This window comes from Vreelandella neptunia, from assembly GCF_022489065.1.
In the GTDB taxonomy this organism is placed as follows: domain Bacteria; phylum Pseudomonadota; class Gammaproteobacteria; order Pseudomonadales; family Halomonadaceae; genus Vreelandella; species Vreelandella neptunia_A.
Window position 1 is genome coordinate 110,992 of the sequence record NZ_JAKVTW010000005.1, and the last position, 24,415, is coordinate 135,406.

The window sequence follows — 24,415 nt, forward strand, 5'->3', positions numbered from 1 at the left end:
CTGCGTTTAAGCGTCGTGATCCGTATCCGGCAGGCGCTTGAAATAGATATAGCGATGTAAGCGAATAGTGGGGCGTAGAAGCAACTGTCCACTACCAATCAAAAATAACCAAACACCTAAAGTTTTCAGACTGCCCTCGTAAAAAAAACAGATACTGCCGAATGTAAACCAAAGGCCCAATAAAAAATCATTGAGGATGCTCAACACCTCATAGCGTTGATGTACCACTAGCTCTTTGTGGCCTACGGTAAACGTCCAATCGCGGGTTTGTGGGTTCTGCTCGCGCCGCATTCACCGCCTCCCTGTGTAACTATTGTTTGAAAAATGTGTTGGTAAGTTATCGTTTAATATTTAAAGCAATATTGATTCTAACTAAACGTTAGTGTGGCACACTATCCTTACAGGCAAAGGGAAAACTGGCTTTTTATTATTGATTAATGCTGCGTGAAGGTTATTAGTAATGGAGTAAGCAGTTGAGGGAGCGTAATGGTCAAGGATGCACTGCTGAAAGCTGTCGAGGATGAGTTGGATGGCGCACATTGCCGGTTACGCTTTGCTGATGACGTTGAAGCGCGGTTCGAAGCAGATACCCAGCGTCAGCGCAGCCGTAATATGGTGTTGGCGGGGGTAATCTCAGCGATTATCTATTGCCTCTTTTTAGTCAATGACTATAGCTTTCGTCCTGAGGCCTTTGCTACCGCCGTTCAATTGCGCATGGGGGTAATGCTTCCCTTTGGTTTGCCAATCTTATGGTGGGTGTATCGTGGTGTATCGTGGTGTATCGCCGGTGCTGCGTGAAACAATGATGGCGAGTACCGTGATCGTAGCCACGCTGGTTTCTTGTCTTATTTTTACTAAATCGGTAGCGCCCTACTCCTATTTAGATGTTTTTTCGTTTGGATTGATTTTGTTGGTGGGTAACATTGTTTACTCACTACGGTTCAGCTATGCCTGTGTATCCTCCGCGGCGAGCATAGTCATCATCTTGGCCTTTGTGTTGCCTTATGAGCCAATGCCCGTTGAAGCTAAGCGGTTGGCGATCTTTACGATTATCGCGATGGGGATTTTTAGCCTTGTCGCGAACTACCGTTTCGAGCTCAGTGAGCGAACCTCTTACTTGCATGTACTGAAAGAGAAAATTCGTGCTGGCTACTACTTAAAAGATAACCAAAAGCTATCTCAGTTATCGATCACCGACCCATTAACTAACCTCGCCAATCGTCGTCAGTTCGATACGGTGTTACCTGTGCGGTGGAATGAGGCCATCGATAAAGGGACGTATATGGGGCTGATGGTGATCGATATCGATCATTTTAAAGCTTACAACGACTTTTATGGGCACCCTCAAGGAGACATTTGCTTACAGCAGGTGGCCAAGGCCATGCACGATAATAGCCGCGACGCCGATTTAGTGGTGCGCCTTGGCGGTGAAGAGTTTGTGGTGCTAATGGTGAATGCCTCGATCGAGGCGACAGACGTAGCCGCAGAACGTATCCGCGCTAGTGTAGAGGCCTTACGCATACCTAATTCCGGTGTCTCCCACCAGGCCTATATTACCGTTAGCGTTGGTGTGGCCGTACTTTGCCCAACCGATGGGCTTACCCCTACCGACTTATTATCGACGGCTGATCGAGCGCTTTATGAAGCCAAGCGGCAGGGGCGCAACGTCATTCGTGTGGCTAACTTGGCTGGCTCGTCATCCGACGATGGCGCTGCTGGTGACTTAGATAGATTAAGCCGATAGCACCGATGAGCAGCGCCATGGCTACATAGCGCGAAGCATCTAACGGGCGGACTGCATTGCTTAACCAGCCGAAATGATCAATCAGTAGGCTCATCAACAGTTGGCCAGAAATGACCGCTACCGTGGCAGCCGCGGTGCCTACTCGGGGTACGGCAAACACAATTGCCAACATGTAGACCACGCCAAACAGCGCGCCGGTTAGCTGCCATTTGGGTACGCTGAAGAGCGTCGCTTGCTGTGCTGGCTCAAAAAAGAACATCAATAAAAAGGTTAGGACGGCGCCAATAACAAAGGTCAGCCAAGAACTCTCGATTACGCCTGCTTTTGCACCCAAACGGCCATTGATGGAGGACTGAGCTGCCAGTACCGCACCGCCGACGAGCAGTAAGATAAAGATAAGAGGGAGTAGCATGGTTTAGCTCCTTAATACGTTAGCCGTTACATTAACCACAGGGCGGTAAGAATCATCGCCAAGGCGCCAATACGGTAGCCGTCGACTTTACGCTGTTCGCTTCCCAGCCAGCCAAAGTGGTCGATAGCGACGCTGGCCGCGACTTGGCCGCACAAGATGCCCACCATTGTCATACCCACTCCCACCAACGGTGTCGCAAGTGTTAACACAATGACGTAGATCGGGCCTAAGATGCCGCCCGTCAGTAGCCAGCGAGGCTGCTTAAAAAGGGCTCCCAGCTGTCGCTTAGGCACAAACACCAGTGCTAGCGAGAGCAGTAGCGCACCCACCATAAAAATCGACAAGGTGGCCGATAAGTGCCCAACCTGCTCGCCAAGCGGGCCTAGCAAGCCGGCTTCGACCGATAGCCCCATCCCGGCGATTAGCACGCCGAGCAGAATAAGTGCATGACGCATAGGTGGCTCCGCTAAGTAAAAGAAGCGCGTACTTTAGAGAGTTAGTGTTATTGCTACAATGCGTCAAAACAGCAAAGGACTATTGCATTTTGGACAACTCACTTCGCCTGTTAGCGTTACGCCTTTTTGTGCGAGTGGCCTCAAGTGGCAGCTTTGCTGACGCCGCTCGCTACTTTGATTTACCGGCCTCTTCGGTCTCGCGGCATATTGCAGGGTTGGAGCGTTCGCTAGGCCAGCGGTTGCTCTATCGCCATACGCGAGCGGTAAGGCTGACCGATGCTGGTGAGCGCTACTATCGCGATATTCACCGTGTGCTTGAAAATCTGGATTTAGCTAACGAGCAGGTAATCAGCGGCGCTAAGCAACCCCAGGGATTGTTGCGTCTTAATGCACCTGTAGCATTTGGGCGTCGGCATATCGCGCCTTTATTGGCTAGTTTTCAGCAGGCAAACCCGGCCGTGGAAGTAGAGCTAACGTTGAGCGATGCCTTTATCGACCCGGTACAAGAAGGCGCCGATGTCGTAATACGTGTGGGATCGCTGGGGGATTCAAGCCTGGTGGCCCGGCAACTGGCAACCCAGCGCTTTGTCGCTTGCGCTTCCCCCGCGTATTTAACGCGGCGCGGCGAGCCCCACCATCCTGAACAATTGAGTGACCATAACTGCTTAGTCTATAAAGGGACACGCGGCGTTCAGCCTTGGTATTTCCAGGCGTCTGGTGATCTTCAAGCGCAGCGTTATTCGGTAAAAGGCAATTTGCATAGCAACAATGCCGAGAGCCTTGTGGAAGCCGCTCTGCAAGGACAAGGTATTGTGCTATTCCCCACATGGTTGCTATTCGATGCGCTGCGCGATGGCGGCCTAACGCCCATTCTAGAAACCTATGAAGCCCTAGGTGAAGCGACGCGAGAAGGGATTCATGCTATATACCCCGAAAACCGCCTGCGCTCGCAGAAAGTGGCCGCCTTTTTAGAGTATTTGTTCGCGGTGATTGGCGAACGACCCTATTGGGATCACCATTAATAGCGATGTCGATAGTCCCCTTATTAACTTTTAAACGTTACTCTCTGATAATAAATGTCTTAAAGCCCCCTATTCGGGCCTGCATATATGCAACGTTTTGGTGAGGATTGGCCTGTGGAGATTGATCAACATTACCGCGCGCTCAGCGTCGACACGCTATCCCAACGGCTTGGGGGTGTTGAAGCGGTGGCTAGTCGAGTGGGCGGTTACCCCACTAGCTGGGGCATTCGCGAGGTGGGTGACGGCAACCTCAACCTAGTGTTTATCGTCTCGGGTGACGTAGGCAGTGTCGTGGTTAAGCAGGCGCTTCCCTATGTACGCATGGTAGGCGAAAGCTGGCCGCTACCGATTTATCGCGCCCACTTTGAATACTATGCGCTGGTGCGCCAAGCCAAGCGGGCTCCAGGTATTGCCCCTGAGGTGTACCACTTCGACAAACCCCAGGCGCTGTTTGTGATGGAGTACCTTCACCCGCACACGATTTTGCGCCGCAAGTTAATCAACGGTGAGCGAGTTGCCCAGCTTGGCGAAACCATCGGCCAATTCTGCGCACGCACCGCATTTCGTGGCTCGGAGCTTTCGCTGAGCAGCCCAGAAAAAAAAGCGGACGTAGGATTGTTCTCAGGCAATGTGGCGATTCCTGCTATCACCGAGTCGTTGGTGTTTACCGACCCCTATTACGGCGCCGAAATGAACCACCACACCCCGGAACTTTCACCGGTGGTGGACGAACTGCGCCGCAATGCGCGCCTAAAAGCCAAAGTTCAGCGACTGTTGATGAAGTTCACCTCGAACACCGAAACCATGCTGCATGGTGATCTTCACTCCGGCTCGATTATGGCCACGGATACTGACGTGCGCGTGATTGACCCTGAGTTCTCCCAATACGGCCCAATGGCCTTTGACTTGGGCATGGCGGTGGCCAACTTCCTGATGGCCTACTTTAGCCAGCCTGCCCACCGCTCGGAAGATGAGCTTGAAACGTATCAGACGTGGATTTTAAGCGTTATTGAAGCGTGCTTTAGCAGCTTCGATGCCGAGTTCCGCCACCTGTGGCAAACCGAGCGCAGCGGCATTCTGTACCCGAAAGCCTTGTTTGAAGAGCAGGGCAATAGCGCTGACGACGCCTGCGATGCGCTGCTGGATGAGATCCGCCTAGATGCGCTGGCTTACTGCGGCATCGAAATGCATCGCCGTGTTTTATCACTGGCCCACAACGCCGACTTCGAAGAGATTAAAGACACCGCGCTGCGCGCCAAGCTTGAAGCGCGCAATGTGCTGATGGGCCAAGCGCTGATTATGGAGCCGGAGGCTTATAGCAATCTTACTGCTCTAACGGATCTCGCCAAGGCTTATAACCAGCAAGAGGTATTGTAAGCGCTTTACCCGCGCGGCGGCGCCAGCCGCCTGGATGATGCCACCGCGACTTATCAAGCCTCGGTGCTAACTTCGGCACCGCTAGCGCGCTGCTTCCGCGGGTGCGCTGACGCTTACGCCGCACTACAACTGCCTTTTATCTTTACTCCTCAGCGCTTATAACTGATCCAAACGATCAAACTTCCCTGCGATATCGCTTTCAGTCCAGTGGGGTATCCAGCCTTCTACATTATCGAAGAAGCGCAGCGCGGTGAATTCCGGTGCTGGCCCCATATCGAACCAGTGGGGCGTGTTGGCAGGCACGCTGATCAGGTCATTGCGAGAACACAGCACCTGATACACCTTGTCATCGATGTGCAGGCAGAATAGCCCCTGGCCTTTAACGAAGAAACGCACTTCATCTTCGTGATGGCGATGCTCGTTTAAGAATTTCTGCCGCATGGCGTCTTTGTCTGGGTGCGTGGGCACCATGTGCAGCACATCCACGGTCTGATAGCCGCCCTTAGCTTTGACCCTGTCGATATCTTCCTGGTACAGCGCCAAAATATCTTCCTGGGTGGCATCATCAGCAATCTCGCCCGGTGCTGCCCAGCGCTCAAAAAGCACGCCCACCTTGTTTAGCTCAGCGGTAATTTGCTCGCTGTCAGTGGTGTCGATTATGGAATCATTTGGGTTCTGATCAGCAAATACTTTTAGTTGCGACATTAACAACTCTCCTTAAAGGTGGCGTGCCATCAACGTTACAGAACGATCTCATCAAAGCGGGTAACGCACGGGTGAGCGGTGCCTGCCTGGGTGCCTTCGCGTACCAATTGCAGGGTTTGCATACCTGCCTGCTTGGCGGCGTCTAGTTCTTCAACTACATCAGACAAGAACAGCACTGCATCCGCAGGTAGGTCAAGCTCAGCGATAATCCGCTGATAGGCAGTCACCTCGCGCTTATGACCAATATGGGTATCGAAGTAGCCACTAAACAACGGCGTCAGGTCCCCCTCATCGCTGTAGCCAAACAGCAGTTTTTGCGCCTGAACCGAGCCAGATGAGTAAACGTAAAGCGCTTTACCGGCATCTTTCCATTGGCGTAAAGCGGGGGCTACATCGCTATACAAATGGCCTGTAAAGTCGCCGCGCTGGTAGCCATCCGCCCACACCATGCCCTGCAAGGCTTTTAGTGGGGTGACTTTCTGATCAGTATCGATCCAGTGCAATAGTTGATTAATGACCTCTCCCAGCGTGGCATCAGGGTCACCCATTTCACTACGCACGGCGTCGATTTGTTCGGCAACGGCCGGAGTTTCTGCGTTAGCGCGTAGAAAGTCAGGCAACTTATCGTGGGCGTAGGGAAACAGCACCTTATGCACGAAGTTAATATCCGTGGTGGTGCCTTCAATGTCGGTCACAATCGCGCGGACTGTTGGGTTACTCATTTAAGGCTACTCATTTAAGACTGTTCTTTTAAGACCAGCGATTCTCTTCAAGCACACAGGCTAGTAAGAATTCAATCGCTTCCAGGTGGCGGCGACAGCTGGCGATACTATCGCCCACAGCGTAAATACCGTGCCCCGCGACCAAAAAGCCCCAGGGCATGGGCCAGCCGCTGCTCACATGCTCGGCCAGCTCCTGCATATCTTGGGAGTTGGGCACTACCGGCAAGCGAATAGTAGCGTCATGAGTCACGTTACCCGCCAGCGCTTTTTGCATCTCAAAACCGCTTAGCTCAATACCCTCTGGAAAGCGACGCGAGAGTACCGTGCTGGCCACCGTATGGGTATGCAACACGCAGTCAATGGTGCTGTCCATACGATAGAGGGCAGCATGCAGATCGCTCTCTGCGCTAGGCTTGCCGCTACCTTCAAGCACCTTGCCATCAAGGTCGCACAGCAACAGGTCATCGGCCTGAACGCGGGTTTTATCCCGCCCAGAAGCGGTGACAAGATAGCCAGCCCCGGTTCGGGCGGAAAAGTTACCGCCGGTAGCGGGTGTCCAGCCCTGCTGTGCCGCCCATGAAATAGCATCCAGCAGTTCAGTTTGTAACGTCATCATAAGATCTGCGTCGCCTCTTCTAATGGCAGCCATTCTATATGATAAGCTTCGCGCCTGATAAGCCGCGCAGTTGTTCCGCTAGTTAAGTGCTCAAGGAGTCCAACGATGCCTCATCTTCAGTCACGCAGTTTGCGGGTCTACGCCGACTACTTTGAGTATTTGGATCAAACCCAACTGCCTCAAACCGAGCAGTGGGTGCGCTGTGACTCGCCTGAAGGTTGGCAGGCTGCGGTTAAAAACTTAGCTATTCGCGGCGCGCCGCTGATTGGCCTGAGCGCTGCGTTTGTGCTGGCGCAGTACGCCGCGCGCCACCCCAAAATCTGTTGGCAGGATGTCAGCGATCGCCTGCGCGCCACGCGCCCGACGGCCGTGAATCTCATGTACTGCCTGGATGCCATGGAAGCCTGCTTTGAGCAAGGTGCTGGCGCACTTGCCGAGCGCGCTGCCGCGCTGTTTGCCGAAGACCGGGCGCTCTGCAAACGCATGGCCGAGCGGGGCGCTGACTTGCTTAAAACGGGTGACCGTGTGCTCACCCACTGCAACACCGGCGCGCTGGCGACCGCCGGGGTGGGCACCGCGATTGGCGCGCTGGCGGTGGCCAAACAGCGCGGCGTAGACCTTCATGTGTATGTGGATGAAACCCGCCCGCTACTGCAAGGTGGCCGCTTAACCGCCTGGGAAATGGCTGATCTAGGCATTCCCTATCAGTTAATTACCGACAGCATGGCCGCTAGCCTGATGGCGTTAGGCAAAGTAGATAAAGTCATGGTGGGCGCCGACCGTATCTGCGCCAACGGCGACTTCGCCAACAAAGTGGGTACTTACATGCTGGCGGTGGTTGCTCACTACCACCAGGTGCCATTTTACGTGGTAGCCCCATACACCACGGTAGATCCTGCCTGCGCCACCGGCGCGGATATTCCCATTGAGCAGCGCGACGGCGCTGAAATACGCGGTGTCTCGGGTGCCTTTGGCGAGGTAGTGTGGGCACCCAGCGATTCCCCGGTGTGGAACCCTGCGTTTGATGTTACACCCGCCAGCCTCGTCACCGCCTGGATTTTGGATACCGGCGTGTTTGATGCGGCCGCGATAGCGCGGGGCGAGCATTGTCAGGGTAGGGCGTAGCGGGCATCTAAATGCTGGCGAACAACGTAGAGATCAGAGACTTGCCCACTTAACAGGCGCTCCATTGGTGAGTGACCAGCAAAAAGAGGCGTGCTGTTGGGTCTCTGCAGCCAGCTATTAGCGCTTTCTGGGTTGGGAAGTAGTAAATGCAGCGTTTTGTAGATCCCCAGAATCAACGACATTCGCTCCAAATGATTGGCATCCAAGCTGGCCTGCTCTGGTGCCTGCTTCCAACGGCGATAGGTGGAATCAGGTACTCCCAACAGCAGAGCCGCCTCGCTCTCTTTAAGCCCCCAGCTACGTGAAATATGGGGGTAGGTACGCATTGCAGCGGCCCCCATTTTGCGGCGCTTATCGGCTGTTTTATGCTGAATGGCCATCTATTCTCCTCCTCACTTATGTATAGATTGCGCCAAGTGAGCGATTTTGAAAATTACGATCATTTGAGCCTTTCTAATTCCCGCTCGTAAGAACCACTGCACCCACTGATTCAGCTGTTTTACTCGGTGTCCTGGTGCTCTTGGATAACGGCCAAGAATTCTTCGCCGTAATCCGCCAGTTTGCGCGCGCCGATGCCGGAGATTGCGCCTAAAGCATCCAGGGTTTGGGGTTGCTGCTCGACCATTTCAGCTAAAGTGGCGTCATGGAAGATCACATAGGCAGGCACGCCCTGGGCCTCGGCCAGTTCCCGACGGTGTTGGCGCAGGGCTTCCCATAGCTCCCCATGGGGCAGCGTGGCCGAGCCCGCTTTGCTACCCCGCCGGGTGGCCTTGGCCTTGGTTGGTTTACGCAGGGTAAGCGAGTGTTCACCGCGCAGCACCGGCTTGGCATTGGCTGTGAGCTTAATGCCGCCGTGGCCCTCCATATCGACACTTAAATAGCCGCTGGCGATCAGCTGACGAAACAGCGCTTTCCACTCATTAGCCGCGAGCTCTTTACCAATACCGAAGGTGCTTATGCGGTCGTGGCCAAAGCGGGTGATACGCTCGTTATGTTTGCCCAGCAACACATCCACCAGATAGGTCACGCCGAAGCGCTGCTCGGTGCGGTAGACGCACGACAGCGCCTTCTGCGCCGCCACGGTGGCCTCCCAGGTGTCGGGTGGGGTCAGGCAGTTGTCGCAGTTACTGCAGGGCGCATCCAGGTGGTCGCCAAAGTAGTGGAGCAGCGCCTGGCGGCGGCAGCTGATGATTTCGCACAGCCCCAACATGGCGTCTAGCTTTTGCTGTTCAATGCGCTTTTGATGGTCGGCAGCGCTGGAGTCCTGCTGCATTTGGCGCAGCGTGATGACATCCTGCAGCCCGTAGGCCATCCAGGCATCAGCGGGGAGGCCGTCTCGCCCGGCACGGCCGGTCTCCTGGTAGTAGGCTTCGATGCTTTTAGGCAGATTAAGGTGAGCGACAAAGCGCACGTCGGGCTTATCGATGCCCATGCCAAACGCGATGGTAGCAACGATGACCACGCCATCTTCACGCAGAAAGCGGGTCTGGTGGTGCTGGCGCTGCTCGGGGGGAAGCCCTGCGTGGTAAGGCAGCGCGGTTAGCCCCTGGCGCTCGAGCCAAGCGGCGGTCTCCTCCACCTTGCGCCGGGAGAGGCAGTAGACGATACCCGCCTCGCCGTCGTGATGCTCGCGGATAAAGCGCAGCAGCTGTTCTTTGGCGTTGCCCTGATTTTCAGCGATATGGTAGCGAATGTTGGGCCTGTCAAAGCCGCTGTTGTAAAGCGCCGCCTCCTGGAGCTGCAGATGCTCTATGATATCGCCCCGGGTGGGCACATCGGCAGTGGCTGTAAGCGCGATGCGCGGCACCTGGGGAAAACGCTGGTGCAAGTGGGAGAGCTGGCGATACTCGGGACGAAAATCGTGGCCCCACTGGGAGACGCAGTGGGCCTCATCGATGGCGAACAGGGCAATCTGGGTCTGTTCCAGCAGCATCTGCATTCGCGGCGTGGCGAGCCGTTCGGGGGCAACATACAAAAGATCCAGATCGCCCGAGCGCAGTCGGTTCTCCACCACGACTGCCTCGTGATAATCGAGGCTGGAATTGAGGTAGGCCGCCTTGACCCCGTTCTGCTGAAGTGCCGCTACCTGATCCTGCATCAGCGCGATCAGTGGCGAGACCACAATCGCGGTGCCTTCACGCAACAGCGCGGGGATTTGATAGCACAGCGACTTACCACCGCCAGTGGGCATCAGCACTAGCGCATCGCCCCCGGCCATCACATGCTCAATGATCGCCTGCTGTGGGCCGCGAAAGCTGTCGTAGCCAAATACCTCCTGCAACACCTTGAGGAGTGCCGGGTGGGGGTCGCCGTGCATCACTGCTCTCCTTGTCTCGTGCTTTGAGAGGGAATTATCGCACGAAAGACTTTAGGGGCGTCTGCCTAGCGAATACCCGCTCTTAAAAACGACTGCACGAACTGGCGCTGGAAGAGCAAAAAGGCGATGAGTAGCGGCGCGATACTTAACAGCGTCGCGGCACTCACGGTGGCCCAGTTAACCCCGGTTTCAGGCGCGGAAAAGATCCCGAGCCCTACGGTTAACGGGCGGCTCTCTACCGAGTTGGTGACCACTAATGGCCAGATGAAGTTGTTCCAGTGGTGACTGATTGAGACCAGGCCATAAGCCAAATAGGTTGGCTTGGCTAGCGGTACGTAGACCTTCCACAAAATTTCCAGCCAGTTGCAGCCTTCGATGCGGGCGGCATCTTCAAGCTCACGGGGGATGGTTTTAAACGTTTGACGGAGCAGGAAAATACCCAGGGCGCTGGCCACGTAGGGCAGGCCAATCCCGGTGATGGTGTTGATCAATCCCAGCTCGCTTGCAATGCGGTAGTTCTCCACAATCAGGACTTCGGGAAACACAAAGAGCTGAATCAGCACCAGCATAAACAGCACGTTCTTGCCAGGAATCGGGAAGCGTGCAAAGGCAAACGCCGCCAGGGTGCAGACGATAAACTGGCCGATCACAACGCCTGTTACCAGTGCAAAGGTGTTCAGGTAGTAGCGGGCAAAGGGGGCCTGAGACCAGGCGTTAGTGAAGTTCTCCAGCGTCAGCGGTGCGAAGAGTTCAAAGTTCACCATAAATTCGCTGGGGTGAAAGGCGGCCCAAAAGGCATACAGCAGCGGAAAAACCCAAATAATTGCCAGCAGCCATGCGGCCACGGTTTCAAGCGACGGAACGGAGACGTAACGAGCACGGGGCGTATAAGTCGTCGTTGTGTTCATTGGTAGTGCGTCCTGCGGTCTAAAATCGTGAACTTCAGCGTGGCGACGACCGCAAGTACTAGCAGAATAACGACCGTAATGGTGGCTGCCGTGGTGCGGTCAAAAAACGAAAACGCGTTCTCGTAAACGTAATAGAGCAGCAGGTTCGTCGCGTTGTTGGGCCCGCCCTTGGTTAAAATAAACAGATGGTCCACGACCCGCACTGAATTTATCAGCGAATTAATCAGCACAAACAGCGTAGTAGGCATCAGCAGCGGGAAAGTCACGCGCCAAAAAAAACTCCAGCGGCTGGTGCCTTCAAGGTCGGAAGCCTCTTTAAGTTCGGGAGGGATACCCTGCAGCGCGGCAAGGTAGAAAATCATAAAAAAGCCAGCTTCTTTCCAAACTGACATGACGATCACTGACCCCAGCGCGACGTTGGGGTCACCAAGCCAGTTAACGCCGGAAAACCCTAATGCGCCGAGCAGCTTATTAAATAGACCAATCTGTGGGGCGTAGAAAAACATCCAGATATTGGCCGCGGCGATCATCGGCAGAATGGTGGGCGTAAAGTAGGCCATGCGTACAAAGCCTCGCCCGCGCAGTTTGCCATTAACAAATAGCGCCATGCACAATGCCAGCGCGATTGAGGTGGGAATCGTACCGACTGCGTAGATTAAGTTATTACGAGCTACCTTCCAAAACGTTGGGTCATCGAACAGCACCTGATAGTTTTCCATCCCTACAAATTCAGTCGGGGCGCCGCGAAAGCCGGGCAAAAACAGGCTGTTAATCACTGTGGCAATGGTTGGCAGGTAAGCGAAGGTGGCCAGCAGTATGGCAGCGGGCAGCAGCAGAAGCGCGCCATAGAGCTGCATTTTTCGGTGGGCGGTGAAGGGCATAATTAACTACCGCAAGTTGGAAAAGCCGGGGCAAGCCCCGGCGAATATGCAAACGTCATCTGCCTCAAGCGCTCTATGCCTTAGCGAGCGTAGCGGCGCAACACACCTTCGGCTTCTTGCTGCGCTTGATTTAGCGCTTCTTCTGGTGTCATTTGCCCCGTCAGCGCGGCTTGTACAGCGTTATCCAGCGCCCGGCGCACCCGGCCACCCTGATAGGTGGAAAGCTCGGCGGTGCCGTGTTCAAGCTGGTCGCGGGCCACTGCTGCGGGCGCGAACTCTTCAACGTAGCTTTGCAGCGCATCGGTTTCATAAGCGGCGGGGCTAACGCCCATATAGCCGGTTTCAATCGACCAGGCGGCGGCGCGTTCGGGGTCGGTCATCCAGCGGATAAAGGTCATCGCCGCGCGCTGCTCTTCTTCGCTGGCATCTTCAAAAATGTAGAAGTTGCCGCCACCGGTAGGGCTGCCGCGCTGGGTTTTCATCGGCAGCATCGCAACGCCGAAATCAAAATCGGCTTCGCTGCGAACGGCGGTCAGGTTGCCGGTGGTGTGCCACATCATGGCGGTGGATTGTTCGATAAAGTTCTGGCGCAGCGTGCCCCACTCAATGGTGCCATCGGGCATGGCATCGTGCTCGGTGGCCAGCGACACCCAGTATTCAAGCGCTTCAATCGCCGCTGGGTCATTGAAATAGACCTCAGTGCCATCTTCGCTCATTAGGCGGTGGCCGTTCTGAAACGCGAAAGCCTGGAACATCCAGTAGGGGTAACCGGTGGAGGGTACCATCACGCCCCACTGCTCACCGTCGGAGGCCTCGCGCACGGTAGCGGCCATTTCGGCCATCTCTTCCCAGTTCTCCGGCGGCGTTTCCGGGTCTAGGCCTGCCGCTTCAAAGGCATCTTTGTTCCAGAACAGCACGATGGTGGAGCGCTGGAAGGGGATGCCGTAGGTTTTGCCATCCAATTGTCCGTTTTCCATCAGGCCAGGGTAGAAACCATCGAGCCATTCGCGCTCTTCGTCGCTTTCCACCAGGTCATCGAAAGCCACGATGGCGTTCTGCTCAATCAGCTCGTATAGATCGATGGAGAACATGACCGAGAGTTGGGGCGTATCACCCGCTTCCATCGCCGACATGGCGCGCACGCGGGTGTCGTCGTAGTTACCGGCGTAGATCGCTTCCACGTTGATATCAGGGTATTCGCTCTCAAATTCATCAACCAGATCATCGATCACATCGGTTAGCGCACCGCCCACTGATACGGGGTAGTACATAGTGAGATCAATGGTATCTGCGTTTACCTGAGCAGCGCTTAATAAGCTTGCTGCTAAGGTGGTCATAGCGAAGGGAATGCGTAAGCGCATAGTAAGGCTCCACAGTTGCCAATAATGGCTATCAATGTTGGAAAGAGCCCACCGCCGGTGGACGAGGAACAGCGCGAGGGGCGCTGGGTAAAGGGTTGGGCGTTAGGTCGTCACGCCGTAAGCCACTAGCATCAAAGAGATGGGCGTTTTCGCGTGCCCAGCTAAGGCTGCAGGGCTGGCCGGCAAGCGCATGCTTACCACTCATACGAACCCTGACGGTATGACCACCTACAGAGACATGGGCTATCGTATCCGCCCCCAAGTACTCATCGCTCACTACCATCGCGGGCACGCCGTAAATCGAGGCCGGGTGCAGCTCAATATCTTCAGGTCGGATACCCAACTGCCCACCAGCGGCCTCAAGAGGTGCCACCGGAACATTGGTTTCGCCTTCAATCACGGCGCCTTGCTCGCCTGTCACCAGCGGCAGCAAATTCATCGCTGGGCTACCAATAAAACTGGCGGCGAAAGCGCTGGCGGGGCGGTTATAGAGTTCGTCGGGCGTGCCGTCCTGCACGATGCTGCCGTGCTGCATTAGAATGACGCGATCCCCCATGCTCATGGCTTCAACCTGATCGTGGGTGACGTAGATCACGGTCATGTTCAAGCGGCTTTGTAGCGCTTTAATTTCACGGCGCATATCGCTGCGCAGCCGCGCATCCAGGTTGGAAAGCGGCTCGTCCATTAAGCAGATGGGGTGTTCGGAGATCACCGAGCGCGCCAGCGCCACCCGCTGGCGCTGGCCTCCGGAAAGTTGGGCAGGCTTGCGGTGCAGGTAATCGGTGAGATCGACCAGTTCAGCAACTTTTGCCAGCCGCTCGCGCTGTTCTGCCTTGGGCACCTTGCGGCTGCGCAGGCCAAACACGATATTGTCGGCAACGCTTAGGTGCGGAAACAGCGCATAAGACTGAAACACCATGCTTAGCCCGCGATCACCCGGCGGCAGGTGCGTGACGTCGCGCTCACCGATAAAGATGCGACCATCGCTGGCCTCTTCCAAGCCTGCGATCATGCGCAGCGTGGTGGATTTTCCGCAGCCCGACGGCCCCAGCAGAATGACAAACTGGCCAGGGGTTACGTCGAAGGAGATGTCATCGACAGCAGTGGTCGCGTCCCAACGTTTGGTGACGCGTTCCAAGCGGATACGCGATTGATTTGACATAGCACACACATCACCGGCTGTTGGTTGTTATTGGTTCAGCTTGTGTTGAAGGTGTTGCACTTGCATGACACTTATATAGCAATCTTATGTCAAGTGGAAAAATTACTTGTCGATTTTAATCCCGTAGCGCTGCAGTCTTCGCACCACGCTGGATTGGCTGATGCCAAGCCGCTCGGCGATGGCATAGGTGCTGGGTAATGTTTTACTCACTTCTGCGAGGGTTTCGCACTCAAGACGAGCGAGATACTGCTTAAGGGTTTCATGGGCTTCTAGCGCTGCTGGAGAAGAATGTGAGTCACCCGGCAAGCTTTCAGCGTAGCTATGCGCTGCGCTTGAATGAAAGGCAGGTACTTCAATCTGATCGGTGGGGCTTGAGAGCCAGGCTCTTTCTAGCCAGTTTTCCAGCTCGCGAACATTGCCCGGCCAGTCGCTGCCCATCAAGGTTGACCACACCCGCGTATCGAGAATTTTTTGTCGACCGTAGCGCTGATTAAGCCGCCGCAGACAGGCTTCGACAAGCACGGGGATATCTTCACGGCGATCACGCAGCGGCGGTAATGTCACCGGGATTACGTTGAGCCGGTAGTACAGATCTAAGCGAAACAGCCCGGCTTCTACCTGCTTGGCTAAATCCTGATTGGTCGCCACCACCAAACGGAAATCGACACGGCGTGGACGTGTATCGCCCAAGCGGGTCAGGCTGCCATCCTGAATCACTTTGAGCAGTTTGGTCTGCATCAACAGCGGCAGCTCACCAATCTCATCCAAAAACAGTGTGCCGCCTTCGGCCTGCTCTAATAATCCCGCCTTGCCCTGGCGCGCAGCGCCGCTAAACGCACCGGGCTGATAGCCAAACATCTCAGATTCAAACAGGTTTTCTGGAATCGCTGCACAGTTAACTTCAATAAAGGGGCCGTCGCAGCGCTGGCTCCAGCGGTGTAGCTGTTTGGCAAACGCTGTCTTTCCTACGCCCGACTCACCCAGCATCAGCACGTTGGCGTCTGAGGGCGCAACGCGCTTAAGCAGCAGCGCAATTTCACGCATTACGCTACTGCGCACCTTTAGATCATCCAGGGCGTCATCCAGCGCCTGCTCCTCGGCATCGGGGGCTGCTTGACTGCGCTTGAGATGTTCGTTGAAGCGTTTTTGCAGCAGCGCATACTCATCCTGTAGTAGCTGCAAATCGGTCAAGTCCCGGGAGCGGCTGATAATGCGTTCAAGCTTGCCTTCAACAAAGACGGGGTAGGCTTCGGCAATCACCCGGCGGCCTGTGCCCGTTACTTGCATGAGCTGCGCAGGCTTGCGGGTGCGCATCACTTCCAGGGTGATCGACGGCTTAAGTACTCCCGCGGCTTGCAGCTGCTGAACGCTGCTAGAGAGCAGCTCTTCTCGGGATACGCCGTAAACCGCTTCGGCACCAGGGCTAATGTCGACTATTTGCCCATCGCCACTGACGATAAAGAAGTGGTCGTTGGCGGTTTCTACAATGGTTTGCAGCACGCGCCTGTCTATTTCACTCATGTCTCTTCACTCATTCAGTCTCCAACTGGCCTGGCCCTATAGTTGAACCACTTTTGCATCAATGATGCATTGTTGAATCGAAAGCTGCGAAGATCAATTCATTTTTGCATCATTTTGATGGCAGAAGTGCCTTTCTATGCAGTTTCGACGACTTGGCACGCTCTGTGCACTATTTATTAATAGACAGGCTCTTAACAGAAAACTCTTAACAGACAGTTCTTAACAGATAGCTTTTAACAGATAAGCAGGGCTTTAAAGACGCTCGCATAGCGATTCAATAAGTTAAACAAGATCGAGGAGATGTGTATGTCGGATTTCAATCAGCCGTTGGGTGGTAATACGATGCCGCGTTTTGCCGGCCCCGCCACCATGATGCGCCTGCCTACCCAAGACACCGCCGAAGGTTTAGACGCGGCGTTTATCGGCATACCCATGGATATTGGCACGTCCAATCGCCCTGGCACGCGATTAGGCCCGCGTCAGATCCGCGATGAGTCGCGCATGCTGCGCCCCTACAATATGGCAACCCGCGCCGCGCCGTTTGAAAGCCTTCAGGTAGCCGATATCGGCGACGTACCCATCAACACCTTCCACCTGCCAAAAAGCGTCGACATCATCACCGCTTTCTACGACGACGTGCTAAAGCATGACTGCATTCCGATGACCCTGGGCGGCGAACACACGTTGACCCTGCCAATTCTACGCGCCATGGCCAAAAAGCATGGCCCGGTGGGATTGATTCATATCGATGCCCATGCCGATGTAAACGAGCATATGTTCGGCGAGCCGATTGCTCACGGCACGCCATTTCGTCGTGCTCAGGAAGAGGGCTTGTTGGCCCACGGTAAGGTCGTACAAATCGGCCTGCGTGGTACTGGTTACGCCGCTGAGGATTTCGACTGGTGCCGCGATCAAGGTTTCCGCGTTGTTCCCGCTGAGGAGTGCTGGTACCGCTCGCTAGCGCCGTTGATGCAGGAAGTGCGCGAACAGATGGGCGATATTCCGGTGTACATCAGTTTCGATATCGATGGTTTGGATCCCTCTGTTGCCCCCGGTACCGGCACGGTAGAAATGGGGGGGCTAACGTCTACTCAGGGATTGGAAATTGTCCGGGGCGCCTTGGGCCTGAATATTGTCGGCTGTGATCTGGTGGAAGTATCCCCGCCCTACGACCCCAGCGGCAACACCGCACTGATGGGGGCCACGCTGCTGTATGAAATGCTCTGCGTCCTCCCGGGCGTTAAGCGTGGCGACTAAGCCGCTCTTAAAACAGTTTTGATAAGACAGTTTTGATTTAAAAAGCGCTGACCTAACAAGGCGCTCATAAAAAGATATTAGGCGGGAAGCACATCTTTCTGCCAGGACGCCGCCAACCCACCTCCAATAATCACTTCCAATGGGTGAACCCTATGTCTTATAGCAACGTTAAAACGGAACAGCCGAGCCCTTCGGCACCGATTCCCCCCGCGCACTTACTGAAATTTCTGATTCCCTCCATCATAGGGGTATTGCTGTTTTTGGTTCCCTTCCAGGTCGGGGACTCTATCAATATTGGCATGGGTATGATGGCGGATGGCCTGCAAACGCTATTGGGCTCAGCGCTTCCCGCCATTGCAGTGGTCATTCTCTGCCTCTCAGTGGTGGTAACGCTATACGTCAAGCTAGCGAAGCCCGCCTGGGCACAAAGCGGCCCCTTTCACGATATGTTCGATGTGGGCGCAATTTGGATAGCGATGCGCGTATTGGGCGCGATTTTTGTTCTTATGACGTTTTTTCAGTTCGGCCCTGAGTTCGTCACCGCTTCGTTTACCGGCGGAGTGATGCTGAATGATTTGGCGCCGGTACTGCTGACGTTCTTCTTTTTTGCTGCGCTACTGCTGCCGTTTTTGGTTGAGTTCGGCTTTATGGAATTTATCGGCACCATGGTACGGAAGCCGTTTCGGTTTATCTTTAATCTGCCGGGACGGAGCGCAATCGATGCCACCGCTTCTTGGATGGGGTCAGGTACCGTTGGCGTGCTGATTACCGCTCAACAGTACGAGCAGGGTTACTACAACGGCCGCGAAGCATCGGTGATTGCGACTAACTTTTCAGTCGCTTCTATTGCTTTCAGCCTGTTAGTGACGAACTTTGTCGAAATTAACCATCTGTTTGTTCAGTTCTATTTCACCGTAGTGGTGTCAGGTTTAATCGCTGCCGTTATCGTGTCACGGATTCCGCCGCTGTCGCGCAAATCCAATGACTATTATGAGCCTGTGGGCTGTCAGTTGAGTGAAGAGCGTACTGAAAATGTCGGCCTATTTCGCTACAGCCTGCTTCAGGCCACCCGCCGCGCAGGTAGTGCACCTGGGCCCCGCCAGTTAGCCCGCATCGCACTACTCAACGTCATTGATATTTTCCTGACGCTGTTACCACTCGTATTTGCCATTGGCACCGTCGCACTGATTTTGGCCGAGTTTACCCCGCTGTTTACCTGGCTCTCTTATCCCATGGTGCCGGTGCTTGAGCTGCTTCGTATCCCAGAAGCACAAGCGGCAGCCCCTGCGACGCTGGTGGGCTTTGCCGATATGTTCCTGCCTGCGGTGCTGGCGACCAATATCGAAAGCGAGCTGACCCGCTTTGTCATTGCCTGTCTTTCCATGACGCAGCTGGTCTATATGTCCGAGATCGGTGCGCTGCTGCTCAAATCGAAGATTCCCATCAAGTTCTGGGAGCTGGCCGTGGTGTTCCTGCTGCGTACCGCGATTACGCTGCCGATCATCGCCTTTATGGCCCATACGTTTTTCTTCTAAGGGGCTATTTATGAAGGATAACCAGACCATGACTTGTGCGGAGTTGCTGATCCGCCTGCTACGCGATACCTACGGCGTACGCGCGCTGTTCGGTATCCCCGGCGTGCACACCGTGGAGCTCTACCGCGGGCTTGAAAACAGTGATGTTCAGCACGTAACGCCACGCCATGAGCAGGGCGCGGGATTTATGGCCGACGGCTATGCCCGGGCCAGCGGCCAGCCAGGTGTGTGCCTGATTATTACCGGGCCAGGGATGACCAATATCGCCACCGCCATGGGCCAAGCCCTGGCGGACTCGATTCCCATGCTGGTGATCTCCAGCGTAAACCGCCGCGATACTCTGGGCTTAGGCCAAGGGCGGCTGCACGAGATGCCCAGCCAGCAGCAGATGATCAGCGGCGTGGCGCGGTTTAGCCACACCCTGTTGGATGCCAATACACTGCCCGAGGTGTTGGCCCGCGCCTTCGCCGTTTTCAACGGCGCGCGCCCAGGCCCGGTGCATATTGAAATCCCTATCGATCTGTTTAATGCCCCGGTGGATGTGCCGGCCAGTTGGCAAGCGCCTACGCTTTATCGCGCGGCGCCTGATCCAGAAGGCTTGGTCGAGGCTGCACGCTTGCTTCAAGCGGCGAAGCAGCCCCTGGTGCTATTGGGCGGAGGCTGCGCTTCAGCGCCGGAAGCAGCGCGAGCATTAGTTGAAAAGCTCGATGCCCCGACGGTAACGACGATTAATGCCAAAGGGTTGCTAGGCCGCGACCACCCGCTGGATTTAGGTGCCAATGCTGCACTGCCCGCAGTTCGAGAACTAGCCGCCAATGCCGATGTGATTCTGGCGGTAGGCACCGAGCTCGGGGAGACCGATTACGACGTCGTTTTTGATGGTGGCTTTCATCTTAATGGCACACTGATTCGTATTGATCTCGACCCTGAACAGCTGGTGCGTAACCAGCGCACAACGCTTGGGCTGGTGGGCGATGCAGGGCGCAGTCTTGAACTGCTGCTTGGTCACTTTCCCGCCCCATTGCAGCGCAAGGGCGTTGAACTAACTGCCGCAACGTTAAGCTTGCTCAATTTGCTAAACGATCCTGCCTTTGCCGACTTCGTACCACTTTATAAAACCCTGGCCGAATATCTGCCCGAGGCTATTTTGGTAGGGGACTCCACCGCACCGGTATATGCCGGTAACCACTTGGTCAGCCAGCCAGCACCCCGGCGCTATTTCAATGCTTCAACGGGTTACGGCACCTTGGGCTATGGGCTACCGGCAGCATTGGGTGCCCAGCTGGCACAGCCTGATCTACCCGTGGTGGCTCTCGTTGGCGATGGTGGGGTGATGTTTACGCTCTCGGAAATGGCAACGGCGGTAGAAGAGCGCCTGCCGGTGGTAATCGTGCTGTGGCACAACGCGGGCTATGAAGAGATTCGCCGCTATATGGATGCGAATGGCGTGGCGCGCTTAGGGGTCGATATTCAAGCGCCCAACTTCCTCACCCTGGCTGAAGGTTTCGGCTGCCCCGGCATGCTAGTGGAAAGCCCCGCCGAGCTTGCCAAGGCGCTTGCCAACCGTGAAGTGAACGGGCCGTTACTGATCGAAATTGACGCCGCTGCCTGGCAGCGTGCGTGTGCACTTTCTGACTAGGATATTTCCATGCAGTCACTCAGCCAGCAGTTAATTAACAAACAGTTTATCAACAACCAGTGGGTCGCATCTTCGGGAGCTCGCCTACTCGATGTGATGAACCCCTACCGCGAGGAACGTATTGCTCAAGTCACGGCGGGGGATGCGGCAGATGTAGACGCCGCCGTTAAAGCCGCCCAGCAGGCGCAGCCCGCTTGGCAGGCGTTAGGCGGTACCGCACGTGCAAAATACCTGGATGGATTTGCCGATGCGCTGGAAGCACGTCGGGATACTATTCTCACGCTTTCGGCGACCAATAACGGTAAACCACGAGCGGAAGCAGGAATTGATCTAGACGATGCGATTGCCTGCTACCGTTACTATGCTGGTCAGGCAAAAGCGCTGGATGCTCGCCAGGGCGAGCTGGTCAGCGTGGAAATGGAGGGTGTTGAAGCGCGTACTTATTACGACCCCGTGGGCGTCGTGGGGCTGATCGCACCGTGGAATTTCCCGCTGGTGACCAGCGCCTGGAAGTTGGCGCCCGCCTTGGCGGCGGGTTGTGTCGCAGTGCTCAAACCTTCGGAAGTGACGCCGCTGCCTGAACTAGTGCTGGCAGAAATTGCTTTAGAGATTGCGCTGCCCGCAGGTGTGCTGAACCTGCTCAATGGCGACGGTGAGGGCATCGGCGCGCCACTCACCAATCACCCCGGCGTGGATAAAATCTCCTTCACGGGCAGTAATCGTGTAGGCGAAACAGTTATGCAAGCAGCCAGCGCTCGTACTGCCAGCGTATCGCTGGAGCTAGGCGGGAAATCACCGATTCTGGTGATGGAGGACGCCGATCCTGCCCAAGCCGCTGACTGGGTGATGGCGGGCATTTACTTCAACGCCGGGCAAATATGCTCCGCCACCTCGCGCTTATTGGTACACGAAGAGGTAGCGGAAGCGCTCTATGCCGCCCTCGCCGAGCGTATGGATGCGCTTACGCTAGGCGACCCGCTTGCTGAAGGCACCGACTTAGGGCCGCTGACCAGCGCTAAACAGCGCGACGCCGTGCAGCGCTATCTGGATATAGCTGAACAGGAAGGGCTAACGGCAGTGCGTGATGCGCAACATCGCACCCTGCCAGCGACGGGTTACTTCCTCGCTCCCACGCTTTACCGCGATGTGCCGGTCGAGAGCCGCCTATGGCAGGAAGAGATTTTTGGCCCGGTGCTGTGTGGGCGCAGTGTGGCAAGCGAAGCCGAAGCCATTCAGCTTGCCAACGACAGCGCCTATGGTTTGGCAGCTACGGTCATTAGCGGTGACCCAGAACGAGCCAAGCGCATCGGTCGTCAGCTCAAAGCTGGCAGCATCTGGTTCAACAGCGAGCAGCTAGTGCTACCCGAAACCGCCTGGGGCGGCTTCAAGCGTAGTGGTATTGGCCGTGAATTGGGCCCTTGGGGATTAAGCGCCTATCAAGAAGTGAAGCATGTGATAGGGCCGAAATAGCGCCTGCGTAAGGCTAGCGCTCAGGCATCGCATAACGCCGGGTCGATTTCCCGGCTTTGACCACCTGCCCCGGCACATCGTGGCCGATGAGGTCGGGGAGGGTGGCGGCGACCTCCAGCAGTGCATCCAGATCGACGCCAGTATCGACGCCCATGGCCTCAAACATATGCACCAGATCCTCGGTGCAAACGTTACCCGTTGCCCCTGGGGCGAAGGGGCAGCCGCCCAGCCCACCTAATGAGGCGTCGAAGCGAGTGATCCCTGCTTGCCACGCCGCCAGTGCGTTGGCCAGCCCCATGCCGCGAGTGTTGTGGAAATGGAGTGTGAATGACGTTTCCGGCCAGCGCTCGAGTGCTGCTTCGCACAGGCTCTTCACCTGAGCCGGGTTGGCCATACCGGTGGTATCGCAGAGCGTGACGCCCTGAATGCCAAGGTCGATAAGTTTCTCAACCAGTTCCAGCACCCGCGCCTCGGGCACCTCGCCTTCAAAGGGGCAGCCAAAGGACGTCGAGAGGGAGGCATTGATGAATACGCCGCTGTCTTTACTGACCTCCAAAATCGCCGCGAACTGCTCTAGCGACTGCTCCGGTGTCATACGCAGGTTGGCCAAGCTATGGCTATTGCTCGCGGACATTACCAGGTTGATCTCATCCACCTGGCAGTCGAGCGCCCGCTCGGTGCCTTTTACGTTGGGCACCAGTACGGTGATATCGACGCCTTCTCGGCCCTGAATGCCGGTGACTACGTCGGCGGCATCACGCAGGTTGGGGATCGCTTTGGGGGAGGTGAACGAGGTTGCTTCGATGCGGCGCAGGCCGGTGGTGGAGAGCGCATCGATCCAGCGGATTTTCTCTTCCGTCGGCACAAACCGCGCTTCAATCTGCAGGCCGTCCCGAGGGGCAACTTCGTTGATCTCGATTTTGGTGGCGCAAGGTGTTACCAACTTCATAAAAACACTCCCTAAATAATGCCCGCTTGGCGCAGCTTGACGCGGGTTTCGTGATCAATACCCAGCTCATCCAGCACGTCGTCGGTATGCTGGCCAAGGGTGGGGCCGCCCTCGCCGATTCGCCCTGGCGTAGCGCTAAGCTTTGGCAATACGCCGGGTACTTTTAGCGGTTTGCCATTAGGCCGTGTAAAGGTTTGAATCATCTCCCGCGCCAAATAGTGGGGGTCAAAGGCGATATCTTCTGCGGTATAGGGGTAGCCTGCGGGCACGCGGGCGTCATCCAGTGCCTGTAAAATGGCATCCCGTGGGCGCTCTTCCGTCCACGTTTGAATCGCGGCATCAATCATCTCGGCTTGCTGGCTGCGCCCATCGTTATGGGCCAGGGCCGGGTCGTTGGCGAGGTCGTCACGGCCAATCACGCCCATCAGGCGCTTGAAGATGCTGTCGCCATTACCGGCAATCAGCACGTAATCGCCGCCTTGGCAGCGGTAGGCATTTGATGGGGTAATGCCGGGTAGGGCGCTGCCGCTCGGTTCGCGAACCTGGCCGCTGGCATCGAACTCAGGCAGTAGGCTCTCCATCATCGCAAACACCGACTCATACAGCGCGACGTCGATCTCTTGGCCCAGACCGCTGCGGTTACGCTCCTGAAGCGCCAACAAGGTGCCGATCACGGCGTAGAGCGCGGAAAGCGAATCACCGATACTCACGCCAACGCGCACCGAAGGTTCTCCCGGCTGGCCGGTGAGGTAACGCAGCCCACCCATGGCTTCGCCAATCACCCCAAAGCCGGGCTTATCGCGGTAAGGCCCGGTTTGCCCATAGCCGGAAATATGCACCATGATTAGCCTAGGGTTGAGTTTAGAGAGTGCTTCCCAGCCCAAGCCCCAGTTGTCTAGCGTGCCGGGGCGGAAGTTCTCCACCACCACATCCGCTTCGGCGGCCAGTTGGCGCACCAGCTTTTGGCCCTCTTCACTGCGCAAGTCCAGCGCCACCGAGCGCTTGTTGCGAGTCTGGACGTGCCACCAGAGCGAGGTGCCATCCTCTATCATTCGCCATTTGCGAAGTGGGTCGCCGGTGCCTGGCGGTTCGATTTTAATCACATCAGCACCAAATTCCCCCAGCAGTTTGGTGGCGAAAGGCCCCGCAATCAGTTGGCCAAGCTCAAGCACTTTCAAGCCTTGGAGCGGAAGCTGGCGGGCTTCGGGAGCATTCATTAAGGCTTTCCTCTATTTGT

Annotated in this window: 24 protein-coding genes; 9 read left to right on the forward strand and 15 right to left on the reverse strand. The window is 56.0% G+C overall.

All coding sequences use genetic code 11. The features are described from left to right. Positions 1-6: 6 nt before the first annotated feature. Complete coding sequence (locus MLE19_RS09525; protein ID WP_240717944.1) at positions 7-291, reverse strand: YrhK family protein; 285 nt, start codon at positions 289-291, stop codon at positions 7-9. Positions 292-486: 195 nt separating this feature from the next. Between MLE19_RS09525 and MLE19_RS09530 the strand changes: the two genes are divergently transcribed. Next, entirely contained in the window at positions 487-798 is a 312-nt protein-coding gene (locus MLE19_RS09530) for a hypothetical protein (RefSeq protein ID WP_240717945.1), read from the forward strand. Continuing rightward, positions 764-1,744: a diguanylate cyclase gene (locus tag MLE19_RS09535; RefSeq protein WP_240717946.1), complete on the forward strand. Its 981-nt coding sequence runs from the start codon at positions 764-766 to the stop codon at positions 1,742-1,744. Before MLE19_RS09530 ends, MLE19_RS09535 begins: the two co-directional genes overlap by 35 nt. Here the strand turns inward: MLE19_RS09535 and MLE19_RS09540 are convergent. Both MLE19_RS09540 and MLE19_RS09545 read right to left on the reverse strand, forming a co-directional pair. Next, positions 1,680-2,156 (reverse strand): DMT family transporter, encoded by a 477-nt coding sequence (locus MLE19_RS09540; protein ID WP_240717947.1) that lies wholly within the window; start codon positions 2,154-2,156, stop codon positions 1,680-1,682. The two genes, MLE19_RS09535 and MLE19_RS09540, sit on opposite strands and share 65 nt — an antisense overlap. 26 nt (positions 2,157-2,182) lie before the next feature. Then, a complete protein-coding gene (locus MLE19_RS09545; protein WP_240717948.1) occupies positions 2,183-2,611 on the reverse strand; it encodes a DMT family transporter in 429 nt (142 codons plus the stop codon). Positions 2,612-2,700: 89 nt separating this feature from the next. Between MLE19_RS09545 and MLE19_RS09550 the strand changes: the two genes are divergently transcribed. Together MLE19_RS09550 and mtnK are read left to right on the forward strand one after the other, a co-directional pair. Then, a complete protein-coding gene (locus MLE19_RS09550; RefSeq protein WP_240717949.1) occupies positions 2,701-3,633 on the forward strand; it encodes a LysR family transcriptional regulator in 933 nt (310 codons plus the stop codon). Between the two features lie 87 nt (positions 3,634-3,720). Further along, positions 3,721-5,010 (forward strand): S-methyl-5-thioribose kinase, encoded by a 1,290-nt coding sequence (mtnK, locus tag MLE19_RS09555; protein WP_240717950.1) that lies wholly within the window; start codon positions 3,721-3,723, stop codon positions 5,008-5,010. A 156-nt stretch (positions 5,011-5,166) separates the two neighbouring features. On the opposite strand, the gene MLE19_RS09560 is transcribed toward mtnK, so the two are convergent. From MLE19_RS09560 to mtnB, 3 genes are read right to left on the reverse strand one after another with little or no spacing between them, the layout of a single operon-like run. Further along, entirely contained in the window at positions 5,167-5,715 is a 549-nt protein-coding gene (locus tag MLE19_RS09560; protein WP_240717951.1) for a 1,2-dihydroxy-3-keto-5-methylthiopentene dioxygenase, read from the reverse strand. Between the two features lie 35 nt (positions 5,716-5,750). Continuing rightward, a complete protein-coding gene (gene mtnC, locus MLE19_RS09565; RefSeq protein WP_240717952.1) occupies positions 5,751-6,437 on the reverse strand; it encodes an acireductone synthase in 687 nt (228 codons plus the stop codon). 28 nt (positions 6,438-6,465) lie between these two features. Then, complete coding sequence (mtnB, locus tag MLE19_RS09570) at positions 6,466-7,053, reverse strand: methylthioribulose 1-phosphate dehydratase (protein ID WP_240717953.1); 588 nt, start codon at positions 7,051-7,053, stop codon at positions 6,466-6,468. Between the two features lie 105 nt (positions 7,054-7,158). On the opposite strand from mtnB, the gene mtnA reads away from it, so the two are divergent. Continuing rightward, on the forward strand, positions 7,159-8,178 hold the full coding sequence (gene mtnA, locus MLE19_RS09575) for an S-methyl-5-thioribose-1-phosphate isomerase (protein ID WP_240717954.1): 1,020 nt from the start codon (positions 7,159-7,161) through the stop codon (positions 8,176-8,178). Here the strand turns inward: mtnA and MLE19_RS09580 are convergent. From MLE19_RS09580 to MLE19_RS09610, 7 genes are all read right to left on the reverse strand, one after another. Further along, positions 8,163-8,558, reverse strand: a complete 396-nt coding sequence (locus MLE19_RS09580) for an MbcA/ParS/Xre antitoxin family protein (RefSeq protein ID WP_240717955.1) — start codon at positions 8,556-8,558, stop codon at positions 8,163-8,165. The two genes, mtnA and MLE19_RS09580, sit on opposite strands and share 16 nt — an antisense overlap. A gap of 119 nt (positions 8,559-8,677) precedes the next feature. Beyond that, positions 8,678-10,495 carry a DNA helicase RecQ gene (gene recQ / locus MLE19_RS09585; protein WP_240717956.1) on the reverse strand — a complete coding sequence of 606 codons (1,818 nt, stop codon included), beginning with the start codon at positions 10,493-10,495 and terminating at the stop codon, positions 8,678-8,680. Positions 10,496-10,560: 65 nt separating this feature from the next. Next, positions 10,561-11,403: a carbohydrate ABC transporter permease gene (locus MLE19_RS09590; protein WP_240717957.1), complete on the reverse strand. Its 843-nt coding sequence runs from the start codon at positions 11,401-11,403 to the stop codon at positions 10,561-10,563. Then, positions 11,400-12,284, reverse strand: a complete 885-nt coding sequence (locus MLE19_RS09595; protein WP_240717958.1) for a carbohydrate ABC transporter permease — start codon at positions 12,282-12,284, stop codon at positions 11,400-11,402. Before MLE19_RS09595 ends, MLE19_RS09590 begins: the two co-directional genes overlap by 4 nt. A gap of 80 nt (positions 12,285-12,364) precedes the next feature. Then, positions 12,365-13,645, reverse strand: a complete 1,281-nt coding sequence (locus MLE19_RS09600) for an ABC transporter substrate-binding protein (RefSeq protein ID WP_240717959.1) — start codon at positions 13,643-13,645, stop codon at positions 12,365-12,367. 31 nt (positions 13,646-13,676) lie between these two features. Further along, the gene (locus tag MLE19_RS09605; protein ID WP_240717960.1) at positions 13,677-14,807 is read right to left on the reverse strand and encodes an ABC transporter ATP-binding protein; all 1,131 of its coding nucleotides are present in this window, start codon (positions 14,805-14,807) and stop codon (positions 13,677-13,679) included. A 102-nt stretch (positions 14,808-14,909) separates the two neighbouring features. After that, positions 14,910-16,328 (reverse strand): sigma-54 interaction domain-containing protein, encoded by a 1,419-nt coding sequence (locus MLE19_RS09610; RefSeq protein ID WP_240717961.1) that lies wholly within the window; start codon positions 16,326-16,328, stop codon positions 14,910-14,912. 306 nt (positions 16,329-16,634) lie between these two features. Between MLE19_RS09610 and speB the strand changes: the two genes are divergently transcribed. From speB to MLE19_RS09630, 4 genes are all read left to right on the forward strand, one after another. Further along, positions 16,635-17,585: an agmatinase gene (speB, locus tag MLE19_RS09615; protein ID WP_240717962.1), complete on the forward strand. Its 951-nt coding sequence runs from the start codon at positions 16,635-16,637 to the stop codon at positions 17,583-17,585. A gap of 152 nt (positions 17,586-17,737) precedes the next feature. After that, positions 17,738-19,120, forward strand: coding sequence for a YjiH family protein (locus tag MLE19_RS09620; RefSeq protein ID WP_240717963.1), 1,383 nt, complete (start codon positions 17,738-17,740; stop codon positions 19,118-19,120). Positions 19,121-19,130: 10 nt separating this feature from the next. After that, on the forward strand, positions 19,131-20,759 hold the full coding sequence (locus MLE19_RS09625; RefSeq protein WP_240717964.1) for a 5-guanidino-2-oxopentanoate decarboxylase: 1,629 nt from the start codon (positions 19,131-19,133) through the stop codon (positions 20,757-20,759). Positions 20,760-20,768: 9 nt separating this feature from the next. Next, positions 20,769-22,229, forward strand: coding sequence for an aldehyde dehydrogenase family protein (locus tag MLE19_RS09630; RefSeq protein ID WP_240717965.1), 1,461 nt, complete (start codon positions 20,769-20,771; stop codon positions 22,227-22,229). Between the two features lie 13 nt (positions 22,230-22,242). On the opposite strand, the gene MLE19_RS09635 is transcribed toward MLE19_RS09630, so the two are convergent. Beyond that, positions 22,243-23,178, reverse strand: coding sequence for a hydroxymethylglutaryl-CoA lyase (locus tag MLE19_RS09635; protein ID WP_240717966.1), 936 nt, complete (start codon positions 23,176-23,178; stop codon positions 22,243-22,245). 11 nt (positions 23,179-23,189) lie between these two features. Then, positions 23,190-24,395 (reverse strand): CaiB/BaiF CoA transferase family protein, encoded by a 1,206-nt coding sequence (locus tag MLE19_RS09640; protein ID WP_240717967.1) that lies wholly within the window; start codon positions 24,393-24,395, stop codon positions 23,190-23,192. Positions 24,396-24,415 lie beyond the last annotated feature (20 nt).

What these genes read in the sequence shown, in the direction of transcription:
- MLE19_RS09525 (WP_240717944.1), bottom strand. Translation starts at nt 291, where the DNA reads ATGCGGCGCGAGCAGAACCCACAAACCCGCGATTGGACGTTTACCGTA.
- MLE19_RS09530 (WP_240717945.1), top strand. Translation starts at nt 487, where the DNA reads ATGGTCAAGGATGCACTGCTGAAAGCTGTCGAGGATGAGTTGGATGGC.
- MLE19_RS09540 (WP_240717947.1), bottom strand. Translation starts at nt 2,156, where the DNA reads ATGCTACTCCCTCTTATCTTTATCTTACTGCTCGTCGGCGGTGCGGTA.
- MLE19_RS09545 (WP_240717948.1), bottom strand. Translation starts at nt 2,611, where the DNA reads ATGCGTCATGCACTTATTCTGCTCGGCGTGCTAATCGCCGGGATGGGG.
- mtnK (WP_240717950.1), top strand. Translation starts at nt 3,721, where the DNA reads ATGCAACGTTTTGGTGAGGATTGGCCTGTGGAGATTGATCAACATTAC.
- MLE19_RS09560 (WP_240717951.1), bottom strand. Translation starts at nt 5,715, where the DNA reads ATGTCGCAACTAAAAGTATTTGCTGATCAGAACCCAAATGATTCCATA.
- mtnC (WP_240717952.1), bottom strand. Translation starts at nt 6,437, where the DNA reads ATGAGTAACCCAACAGTCCGCGCGATTGTGACCGACATTGAAGGCACC.
- mtnB (WP_240717953.1), bottom strand. Translation starts at nt 7,053, where the DNA reads ATGATGACGTTACAAACTGAACTGCTGGATGCTATTTCATGGGCGGCA.
- mtnA (WP_240717954.1), top strand. Translation starts at nt 7,159, where the DNA reads ATGCCTCATCTTCAGTCACGCAGTTTGCGGGTCTACGCCGACTACTTT.
- MLE19_RS09580 (WP_240717955.1), bottom strand. Translation starts at nt 8,558, where the DNA reads ATGGCCATTCAGCATAAAACAGCCGATAAGCGCCGCAAAATGGGGGCC.
- recQ (WP_240717956.1), bottom strand. Translation starts at nt 10,495, where the DNA reads ATGCACGGCGACCCCCACCCGGCACTCCTCAAGGTGTTGCAGGAGGTA.
- MLE19_RS09590 (WP_240717957.1), bottom strand. Translation starts at nt 11,403, where the DNA reads ATGAACACAACGACGACTTATACGCCCCGTGCTCGTTACGTCTCCGTT.
- MLE19_RS09595 (WP_240717958.1), bottom strand. Translation starts at nt 12,284, where the DNA reads ATGCCCTTCACCGCCCACCGAAAAATGCAGCTCTATGGCGCGCTTCTG.
- MLE19_RS09600 (WP_240717959.1), bottom strand. Translation starts at nt 13,645, where the DNA reads ATGCGCTTACGCATTCCCTTCGCTATGACCACCTTAGCAGCAAGCTTA.
- MLE19_RS09605 (WP_240717960.1), bottom strand. Translation starts at nt 14,807, where the DNA reads ATGTCAAATCAATCGCGTATCCGCTTGGAACGCGTCACCAAACGTTGG.
- MLE19_RS09610 (WP_240717961.1), bottom strand. Translation starts at nt 16,328, where the DNA reads ATGAGTGAAATAGACAGGCGCGTGCTGCAAACCATTGTAGAAACCGCC.
- speB (WP_240717962.1), top strand. Translation starts at nt 16,635, where the DNA reads ATGTCGGATTTCAATCAGCCGTTGGGTGGTAATACGATGCCGCGTTTT.
- MLE19_RS09620 (WP_240717963.1), top strand. Translation starts at nt 17,738, where the DNA reads ATGTCTTATAGCAACGTTAAAACGGAACAGCCGAGCCCTTCGGCACCG.
- MLE19_RS09625 (WP_240717964.1), top strand. Translation starts at nt 19,131, where the DNA reads ATGAAGGATAACCAGACCATGACTTGTGCGGAGTTGCTGATCCGCCTG.
- MLE19_RS09630 (WP_240717965.1), top strand. Translation starts at nt 20,769, where the DNA reads ATGCAGTCACTCAGCCAGCAGTTAATTAACAAACAGTTTATCAACAAC.
- MLE19_RS09635 (WP_240717966.1), bottom strand. Translation starts at nt 23,178, where the DNA reads ATGAAGTTGGTAACACCTTGCGCCACCAAAATCGAGATCAACGAAGTT.
- MLE19_RS09640 (WP_240717967.1), bottom strand. Translation starts at nt 24,395, where the DNA reads ATGAATGCTCCCGAAGCCCGCCAGCTTCCGCTCCAAGGCTTGAAAGTG.